General features: G+C 48.3%; 8 protein-coding genes. 7 read left to right on the top strand and 1 reads right to left on the bottom strand.

Going from position 1 to position 8,706, the window contains the following annotated elements; translation table 11 throughout:
• The first annotated feature begins 277 nt into the window (after positions 1–277).
• Positions 278–1,093, top strand: coding sequence for a MerR family transcriptional regulator (locus DFP95_RS27600; RefSeq protein ID WP_115995900.1), 816 nt, complete (start codon positions 278–280; stop codon positions 1,091–1,093).
• Positions 1,094–1,123: 30 nt separating this feature from the next.
• Entirely contained in the window at positions 1,124–2,296 is a 1,173-nt protein-coding gene (locus DFP95_RS27595; protein ID WP_115995899.1) for an MFS transporter, read from the top strand.
• Here the strand turns inward: DFP95_RS27595 and DFP95_RS27590 are convergent.
• On the bottom strand, positions 2,286–2,855 hold the full coding sequence (locus tag DFP95_RS27590; protein ID WP_115995898.1) for a glycerol-3-phosphate responsive antiterminator: 570 nt from the start codon (positions 2,853–2,855) through the stop codon (positions 2,286–2,288). The two genes, DFP95_RS27595 and DFP95_RS27590, sit on opposite strands and share 11 nt — an antisense overlap.
• 265 nt (positions 2,856–3,120) lie before the next feature.
• Here DFP95_RS27590 and DFP95_RS27585 point away from each other — a divergent pair, with 265 nt between their 5' ends.
• The 5 genes from DFP95_RS27585 (at position 3,121) to DFP95_RS27565 (ending at position 8,698) form a co-directional block, all read left to right on the top strand.
• Positions 3,121–3,918 (top strand): HAD family hydrolase, encoded by a 798-nt coding sequence (locus tag DFP95_RS27585; protein ID WP_115995897.1) that lies wholly within the window; start codon positions 3,121–3,123, stop codon positions 3,916–3,918.
• Positions 3,919–4,185: 267 nt separating this feature from the next.
• The gene (locus DFP95_RS27580; protein ID WP_115995896.1) at positions 4,186–5,802 is read left to right on the top strand and encodes an ABC transporter substrate-binding protein; all 1,617 of its coding nucleotides are present in this window, start codon (positions 4,186–4,188) and stop codon (positions 5,800–5,802) included.
• Positions 5,803–5,821: 19 nt separating this feature from the next.
• On the top strand, positions 5,822–6,811 hold the full coding sequence (locus DFP95_RS27575) for an ABC transporter ATP-binding protein (protein WP_220376485.1): 990 nt from the start codon (positions 5,822–5,824) through the stop codon (positions 6,809–6,811).
• A complete protein-coding gene (locus DFP95_RS27570; RefSeq protein WP_245988026.1) occupies positions 6,792–7,781 on the top strand; it encodes an ABC transporter ATP-binding protein in 990 nt (329 codons plus the stop codon). Before DFP95_RS27575 ends, DFP95_RS27570 begins: the two co-directional genes overlap by 20 nt.
• On the top strand, positions 7,778–8,698 hold the full coding sequence (locus DFP95_RS27565) for an ABC transporter permease (protein ID WP_181907640.1): 921 nt from the start codon (positions 7,778–7,780) through the stop codon (positions 8,696–8,698). The genes DFP95_RS27570 and DFP95_RS27565 overlap by 4 nt, the downstream gene beginning before the upstream one ends.
• The last annotated feature ends 8 nt before the right edge of the window (positions 8,699–8,706 follow it).

Below are 8,706 nucleotides of genomic sequence, written 5' to 3'. Positions count from 1 at the left end.
AATCATTAGGTGACCACCCACTTCAGGTTGATATCCTAATTATACAAGGAAAAGGTACAGCCTTCCCCAATAAATTGAGGATTGCTGTACCTTTTTTCTTGAGTACACTTTTTCAGTGGCCTCGATTTTTTGTGGCCTATTTTTTTGTTTTCATTATTTGATTTGTTTATGTTTCTTCCTGATTTGCTTCCCATAGCTTGACTCTCCCCTTAACTGGAAAGGTATGCTTGGCAAAGACCAGGGGAGAATAGAGCTACCCATGCAAGGAGATAATTCGATGTTTAAAATCAGCGAGTTTTCAAAAATCAGCCAGGTGTCCGTTAAGACGCTTCGCTACTACGACCAATTAAACATACTCAAGCCGGACCATACCGACAAATATACAGGGTATCGGTATTATACGGCTGACCAGATGTTTCAACTCAATCGTATTCTGGCCTATAAAGAATTGGGCTTCTCCTTGGATCAAATTCGTCAGATGATAGGAGAGCAAATCCCACTCGAGCAAATCAGGGGAATGTTTCGTCTCAAGCAAAATGAGATTCAGTCCAGTTTGGACAAGGAACAGGCCAGGCTCACTCAAATAAAGGAACGACTGTATTTCATTGAAAATGAAGGTGAAAACCCGCATTCGCACGATGTCATTCTGAAGGAAGTTGAACCTCAACTTGTGCTGTCTTACCGCCGTAAATCATCGCTCAGGCAAATTCCTGGGCTGTTCCAACAGTTGGATGCTCAATTAGGAAATTCCGTTCATTCCTCTTCGCCTCAAATTGTACTTTGGCACGGCTGTGATGGAAACGAGAACGATATCGATTTAGAAGTGGCTCGTCCGCTAGCTCTCGAAATACGAAGCCATCCTCCCTTTACGGTAAAACGATTGCCGGAAGTTCCGATGATGGCCACGCTTATCCATATTTGTCGGACGACCAGTCCTTGTACTGCAAGCACGGAATTGGCATTGTGGATCGAGCGGAACGGATATCGGATTAAAGAGGATGAGCCGAGACGCGAATTTTGTCTTCCCCATGAAAAATCAAGCGACCCGGAATCTCACGTTGCCGAGGTCCAGATCGCCGTAGTAAAAGCTTGATTGAAGATTTTTCGAAGAGGAGATTTGACGTTGACGAAACAACACAAGCTACTGGTCTTCAATTTATTTTTATTAACTTTCGTTTTGGGAACGAGTGAATTCGTTATTGTCGGACTGCTCACCGAAGTATCAGCAGGCTTGAATATCGCCATTTCAACTGCTGGAGCCCTCGTATCCGTTTTTGCCATATCTTTTGCGGTAAGTACGCCGATTTTGACGGCCGTTTTCAGCCGTTTTTCCAAGTATCCGTTGATGCTTGCCTTGATCGGGGTATTTGTTGCAGCCAATATGATAACCGCTTTATCCGAGTCGTATATATTGCTTGTTGCTTCCAGAGTGATTACTGCCATTGTTACCGGGGTATTGATCGCACTCGCAATGACGGTTGCAAGTGAAACGGTGCCTTCCGATAAGAGGGGGCCGGTCATTTCGATTATCTTTACGGGTTTTACAATTGCAAGCGTAATCGGTGTGCCTATCGGCACCTACATCGGACAATGGGGCGGATGGCATCTAGCATTTTGGTTTACCGCAGGTTTAGGAATCGTTTCTCTAATCGCAAGCTCGGCGACTATCCCCAAAGGGCTGAAGGGAACGAAGAGTTCATTGCAAAAACAAATCGGTTTGTTAACCAATACGCGGATTATGATCGCATTCTGTATACCTGCATTAAGCATTGGAGCGACGTATACCGTATATACCTATTTAACTCCTCTGTTGGAAGAGGTTCTCTTCGTGCCTGACCGGTATATTAGTCTTGTATTTTTACTGTACGGTGTTGTTTCTGTCTTCAGCACGTTAATCGGCGGGAAAATAGCGATCAGAAATGGGATTGGAAAGCTGAGGTATGTTTTTCTTATACAAGCGGCTATTCTCATGTCTCTGTATGTTTCCTCGAATTCAATTGTCGCGGCATTGATTAGTGTATCATTCATTGCTCTCGTTGTTTATATAATGAACTCCACGATTCAATTGTATTTCATTGATTTAGCGGAAAAGCATTTTCCGTCTGCGAAAGACTTGGCTTCGTCGTTGACTCCTGTGTCCATAAACGTCGGAATCGCGTTTGGATCGGCTCTTGGGGGATTTGTCACGACGAACAATGAACTCATCGATGTTTCCTGGGTCGGAGGGATCGTTTCGATTGCCGCGTCACTGCTGACCTTTATCAGCTACAATATAGACCGTAAAGCTATGCCTTAAACCGGTAATTCCACAATGAAGCTTTGGAAAGGGATACCGCATCCGCTCCCTGTTTGAACGCCTCGGAGATGTGGCTTTCTTCGCTGATTAGGCCGCCGAGAATAATCGGAATGGACGGGAAGCGTTGCTTGTAGCTTCTTATAATGGAAGGGGCTATGGCAGGCATGACTTCGACGCAATCCGGGTCGTTCTGGCTGATGGCTTCGATCGAGTTGTTAAAGGATTTCGTGTCGATGAGGAACACCCGCTGGATCGTGACTAACCCTTCTTTTTTAGCGGATTTGATGATGGTGCTCTTGGTGGACACGATGCCGTAAGGAGCTACGTATTTACGAATGAAACGAAGGGATTCTTTGTCGTTGCTCAAGCCTTTCAGCAGATCGAAATGAATGAACACCGGTTTCTGTCGGCAATATTCCTTGAAGGTGCTTGAAACCATATCATTAAGGTCGCCGTTCATGTATATGATCGCGCCGGCTCCGGATTCGATGGCCGCTTTCATTTGATGAAACTCGCAGGCTGCGACAATCGCGTGATTCTTGAATAGGTCTGTACTCATGGGTTACACCTCATAGGTTTTGTATCGGTATTATATAACACAATCCATGAACATTCCGATCTTGCGATAAAATTTAACATCCAGTTAACATGCAAATAATTGTTTTTTTCAACAAATTCAATTAACATACTAAATGTAATAATCGAATAATTTCAGGTGGAGAACCGGAGAAAGCCTGCATCATGCCCAACGCGATTTTTGCGTTATAGGGGTATCTTGCAAGGCTTTTTTAGCGTTGTCCCCGATAAAAAATGGAGCAGATCAAATGAGCAGAATACGACTGGTTGTCAGCGATTTGGACGGTACATTGCTGGATGAAAGCCATCAGTTAAGCGATGAACTGATGGACAAGGTAAGGGAGTATACGACACAGGGAGGATTGTTCACCATTGCCACGGGCAGAAACTGGTATGCGACAAAACATATTGTGGAGCATACTTCCATTAATGTCCCTGTTATCCTGTGCAACGGTGCCATTCTGGCGGATCCTACAACAATCTATTATGAATCCGATTTGGCAACCGGCATAATGGCGGACTTGCTGATTGAAGCCGGGAAAAGCGGAATCGCGGTCTTGTTGTTCGAACACGACAAGGTTTTCGGATTCGGCAGCGAACAGGGCATCGACAGGTTTTGCGACAAAGAAAAGGTGAGCTGCGAGACCATTCCCCCCCGCAAAGACGATTTGTTGCAGAGGAAGGTGCTTAAAGTAGTTTTGGTCGGTCCCTACGAAGTCAGCCTGTCCTTGTGGCATAAACATCGGATGGACGTCAGCGGACAATACAGCTTTATCCGCAGCGAAGAAGACTTTTTTGAAATCGTCAAGAAGGGCGAGAATAAAGGGAAAACGATGCTGAAGCTTGCTGAGAGTCTGGGGATCTCGAAAGACGAGATTCTCGCGATCGGCAACCATATGAATGATAAGGAAATGCTGATGGAAGCGGGAATCGGCGTTGCCGTATCCAATTCATACCCCGAATTAATGGAATATGCGGACTTTGTCTGCGAACATGGATGGGACAAAGGCGTCATTGAGGCAATGAACAGGTTTTGCGTTCGATGACGGAGATTCCGACGAGATTTATTTTACATTTAGTTTACTTGGCGTTAATGACCTATTAAAAGATGGGATATAGAATAGAAACATATAACACGAACCAGCAAACTTAATAGCTATAAGGTGGAGGCTAAGAGAAAACCTTATGACAAAGTCGGCGAGTCCTATTTCGGACCTCGATACGATTTGTTGTAATCGTTTCTGCTGGGCCTCTATTTTTATGGCATCAAATCTTCAAAAAATAGCATTTAAAAACCGGGAGGAGATTTACCAATGTTGCGAAAGTTCACGATTTTGCCTTTGCTTCTGATTGTCCTAGTACTGGGCGCATGTTCGAAAGCAGGTAATAACGGCAATGCCAACGAAGCTGCAAGCCCGAGTCCGAGTCAGTCGGCGAGTTCAAGCCCGGTAGCGAGCCAGTCTGCCGGCAACGCGGTACCGAATGACGAAACCCTCAAAGTGGCGCTTGGCGCAGGTGCTACTATGTTCGACCCTGGATACGGTATCGGGATCGCGAGCATCAAAGTATTTTACAATATTTTCGACACGCTGCTGACCACGAATAAAGAAGGAAAGATCGTCGGCCAGCTTGCGGAAAGTTACGATTGGGTGGATGACAAAACGCTGGAAGTCAAAATCCGGGACGGCGTTACTTTCCAGAATGGCGAGCCTTGCACGGCGGAAGACGTGAAGTTCACCTTCGACCGTTTTCTGAACGGCTACGGCGACGGAACGGTAAAGCTGCTCTATGATACGCTCGAATCGGTCGAGGTCGTGGATGACTTGACGGTAAGATTCAAGACAAAAATCGTGGACTCATCGTTCCTGGAGCGGCTTGGTTCCATCTGGGGCGCCAGCATCGTGCCTAAAGACTATCTCACGGAAGTCGGCGACGAAGCTTTCAAGACGAAACCGATCGGTACCGGCCCTTACCAGATGACGTCCTATTCTCCGGAAAAGTACGTATTGACGCGTTATGACGGTTTCTGGGGAGATGCCCCAGCGTTCAAGAACATCGAGATGATCGTATACCCCGAGGCTTCCGCCAGAATGACGGCTTTGATCAACGGCGAAGTGGATATTATTAATGACGTAACGGCAGATATGGTCGATTCCCTGAAGTCGAACAAAGGAATCAACGTGGTCGGCACTCCGATCAAAAATATTCATATCTATGTGTTCAATACGGCGAACGGCCCTATGGCCAACGAGAAATTCCGCCAGGCGCTTACGATCGGCATGAATAGACAGCTGATGGTAGATACGCTGTGGGGAGAATATGCCAAGGTTCCGAACGGCCATCAGTTCGATACCTATGCTTCCTCGGGTACGTATGTCAGCCCCGAAGCTTACCCGGGCATCCAGTTCGACGTGGAGAAGGCCAAGCAATTGGTGAAAGAATCCGGTTATGACGGAACCGAAATCGAGATCGAAATGTCGAACGGGTATTACATGAACGGCAACCAGGCAGGCGAAGCGATCGTCGATATGTGGAAAGACATCGGCGTAAATGCCAAAGTCGTGTACAAAGAAAAGCTGGGCTGGGATTTCAAACACGTCAGAGCGTGGTCCAGCGCTTCCCGATTTGACAGTCCGCTTGGAGCAATGTGGCTCCTGTTCGGACCGGGTTCGGGTCCGGCTGTCAACAGCTGGCTCGATATGCCTGCGGATTTCAAGGAAGCAGGTCAAAAACTGACGGAAACGAATGACCCGAAAGAGAAGCTCGAGTTGTCGGAAGAACTATTGAAAATGTTCGATACGTACGCTCCCGGAACCTACCTTTACCAGGCGGAAGATTACTATGGTATTCGCGACGGTTTGGATTGGGACATGTTCTACGCTCAAAACCAGATTACGCCGTTCAGAGCGGCAGACTTGAAATTAAAGTAAACAGGGGAAGATGATAGCCATGGAAACGATACTGGACGTGCAAGATTTGCAAACTTATTACCGCACCGGGAAGCAGGTCGTACCGGCGGTCGATGGCGTGAGCTTCAGGCTTGCCAAGGGCGAAGTGTTGGGAATCGTGGGAGAGTCGGGAAGCGGCAAGAGCACGGTCGTTCGCTCGATCATTCGTTTGTTGGACAAGAACACGACCCGAATCGAGAACGGGAGAGTTTTATTCCGCGGCAAAGACTTGCTGAAGCTGAGCGGGCGAGAACTGCGCGGCATCCGAGGCAAATCGATTTCCATGGTTTTTCAGAACCCGCTTTCCTCGTTAAATCCGGTATATACGATCGGCAATCAGATTCAAGAAGCGATACTGACCCATGAATCCATGTCCCGGGCGAAAGCCCGGGACAGGGCTTTGCATTTGCTGGAGCAGGTCGAAATCCCTTCGCCCGAACTTCGGCTCGATGATTATCCGCATCAGCTGTCCGGCGGCATGCAGCAGCGGGTGTTGATTGCAATGGCTTTGGCGTGTCAGCCCGAAATTATACTGGCGGATGAACCGACTACCGCATTGGATGTCACCATTCAGTCGCAGATACTGGAGCTCCTCTCCAGAATCCGCGACGAACGGAATATGAGCATCATCCTGATTACGCACAATATGGGCGTTATCGCCGAGATGTGCGATCGCATGCTGGTCATGTACGGCGGCGTCGTGATGGAAGAGGGCAAATGCACGGATGTATTCGCGAGTCCCCTGCATCCGTATACTCTCGGTCTGCTTGCATCGATTCCCAGCCTCGAAGAAGAAAAAGAAGAGTTGTATGCGATACCGGGTCAAGTCCCTCACTTTAATGCACCGGTCAGCAGCTGCCGGTTCTGCAGCCGCTGCGATCAAGTTTTTACCAGATGCCGAGAAGAAGAGCCGCCATTCATTCAGATTGGCGACGGGCGCTTCGTTCGTTGCTGGTTATACGCACAGGAGAATGAGACGAACAATGGATAACAATCCGATATTGGAAGTCAAAGAAGCTCGTAAAAGCTATCCGGTGACCAAAGGGTTCATAAGCAGGAAAAACATCGGTACCGTTAAGGCAGTAGATAATGTCAGCTTCAACCTGTATAAAGGCGAGACCTTGGGCGTGATCGGCGAATCGGGGTGCGGTAAGAGTACGCTGGCTAAACTGATTATGGGTCTTACAACGCTAAGCGGCGGCGAGATTCGGTTAAAAGGGGAGCCGGTTCGACCGGATATGCCGCTAACCATGCGCAGGAATATCCAAATGATTTTCCAAGATCCCTATTCTTCCTTGGATCCTCGAATGAATGTCCGTCGCATCGTCGAAGAACCTTTGCGAATCCATGAAAACTTAAGCAAAGAAGAAAAAAACAAGATCGTGCTTCCCATCATGGAACAGGTGGGCTTATCGGCCGGCGCGCTCGATAAATTCCCCCATGAATTCAGCGGGGGTCAGCGGCAGCGCATCGGAATCGCCCGGGCGCTCGTGCTTAATCCGGAAGTGATCGTATGCGACGAGCCGGTATCCGCGTTGGATGTTTCCATTCAGGCGCAGGTACTGAATCTTTTCGCTTCCCTTAAGAAAATAAGAGGTCTTACTTATATTTTTATCTCTCATGATATGAGCGTTATCAAACATGTCAGCGACCGGATTATGGTCATGTATCTCGGTCAGGTGATGGAGATATCGAGTAAAAGAAGTTTGTTCGGCAATGCAAGGCATCCCTACACCCAAGCGTTAATGAGCGCGATACCCGAGCCCAATCCGGCTGCCATGAAGAACAGAATTATTCTTAAAGGCGACCTTCCGAGCCCGATTCATGCGCCCGCGGGCTGCCCTTTCCAATCCAGATGCCCTCAGGCGATGGATAAATGCCGAATCAAACCCGAATTAAAACAAGTGGGAGAAGGTCACTACGTGGCATGCCACTTGGTGAACGAAGGGGTTGTCTCATGACGAGATATATCGCAGTAAGGGTATGTAAGGCCATTCTAACCGTTCTCTTCATCTGGACGCTCGTCTTCGTCTTATCGAGAGTAACCGGCGATCCCGTGGACTGGATATTGAGCGAAGGCGGTTCCGCAGAAGCCATCGCGCAAGTGCGGCATAACCTGGGACTCGATTTTCCGTTATGGGAGCAGTATTTCAGAGCTTTCGGCGACATCCTGACAGGGAACGCCGGAGACAGCTACTATTACGCCAGACCCGTGTCGGACCTGTTCGGAGAACGTTTTATCGCGACGTTTACGCTAGGTGCCCTTGTCTTCCTTGTTACCATTCTTATTGGTATACCGCTCGGCGTGTTGGCTGCGGTGAAGCATAATACCATTCTGGATCGGCTCACGATGTCGATTTCGATCGCCGGCTATACGATTCCCAACTTTGTATTGGGCATTCTGTTGATCATGGTATTCTCGCTGTATATTCATGTTCTGCCTAGCGGCAGCTATGGAACGGCCGCTCATTACGTGCTGCCGGTGATTGCCATGTCGGTAGGGCCGACAGCCAGCGTGGCGAGGCTGACGCGCAGCTCCATGCTGGATGTCATCGGACAGGATTATCTGGAAAGCGTCCGAGCTAAAGGCGTGAATGAATGGGTCGTGATCTACAAGCACGCCTTGCGAAATTCGATGATCCCGGTCATTACGATTCTTGGCGCGCAGCTCAGCACGATTATTGGCGGATCAGTCATTATCGAAACGGTGTTCGCATGGCCGGGAATCGGCTCGCTCATCGTGAGCAGCGCGAGGCAACGGGATTTTCCCGTCGTGCAGTTCGGCGTAATGATGATCTGTTTTTCGATAACGCTCATTAATCTGCTGGTGGATTTATCCTATTCGATCTTAGATCCGCGGATACGCGTTAAAAGTTGAAGGAGATC

This window comes from Cohnella lupini (genome assembly GCF_003386205.1).
Lineage (GTDB): Bacteria > Bacillota > Bacilli > Paenibacillales > Paenibacillaceae > Cohnella > Cohnella lupini.
This window is presented reverse-complemented; position numbering and strand designations above follow the sequence as displayed.

Excerpts from the sequence above, each read along its gene's own strand:
- DFP95_RS27590 (WP_115995898.1), bottom strand. The coding sequence starts at position 2,855 with ATGAGTACAGACCTATTCAAGAATCACGCGATTGTCGCAGCCTGCGAG.
- DFP95_RS27575 (WP_220376485.1), top strand. The coding sequence starts at position 5,822 with ATGGAAACGATACTGGACGTGCAAGATTTGCAAACTTATTACCGCACC.
- DFP95_RS27600 (WP_115995900.1), top strand. The coding sequence starts at position 278 with ATGTTTAAAATCAGCGAGTTTTCAAAAATCAGCCAGGTGTCCGTTAAG.
- DFP95_RS27585 (WP_115995897.1), top strand. The coding sequence starts at position 3,121 with ATGAGCAGAATACGACTGGTTGTCAGCGATTTGGACGGTACATTGCTG.
- DFP95_RS27565 (WP_181907640.1), top strand. The coding sequence starts at position 7,778 with ATGACGAGATATATCGCAGTAAGGGTATGTAAGGCCATTCTAACCGTT.
- DFP95_RS27570 (WP_245988026.1), top strand. The coding sequence starts at position 6,792 with ATGAGACGAACAATGGATAACAATCCGATATTGGAAGTCAAAGAAGCT.
- DFP95_RS27580 (WP_115995896.1), top strand. The coding sequence starts at position 4,186 with ATGTTGCGAAAGTTCACGATTTTGCCTTTGCTTCTGATTGTCCTAGTA.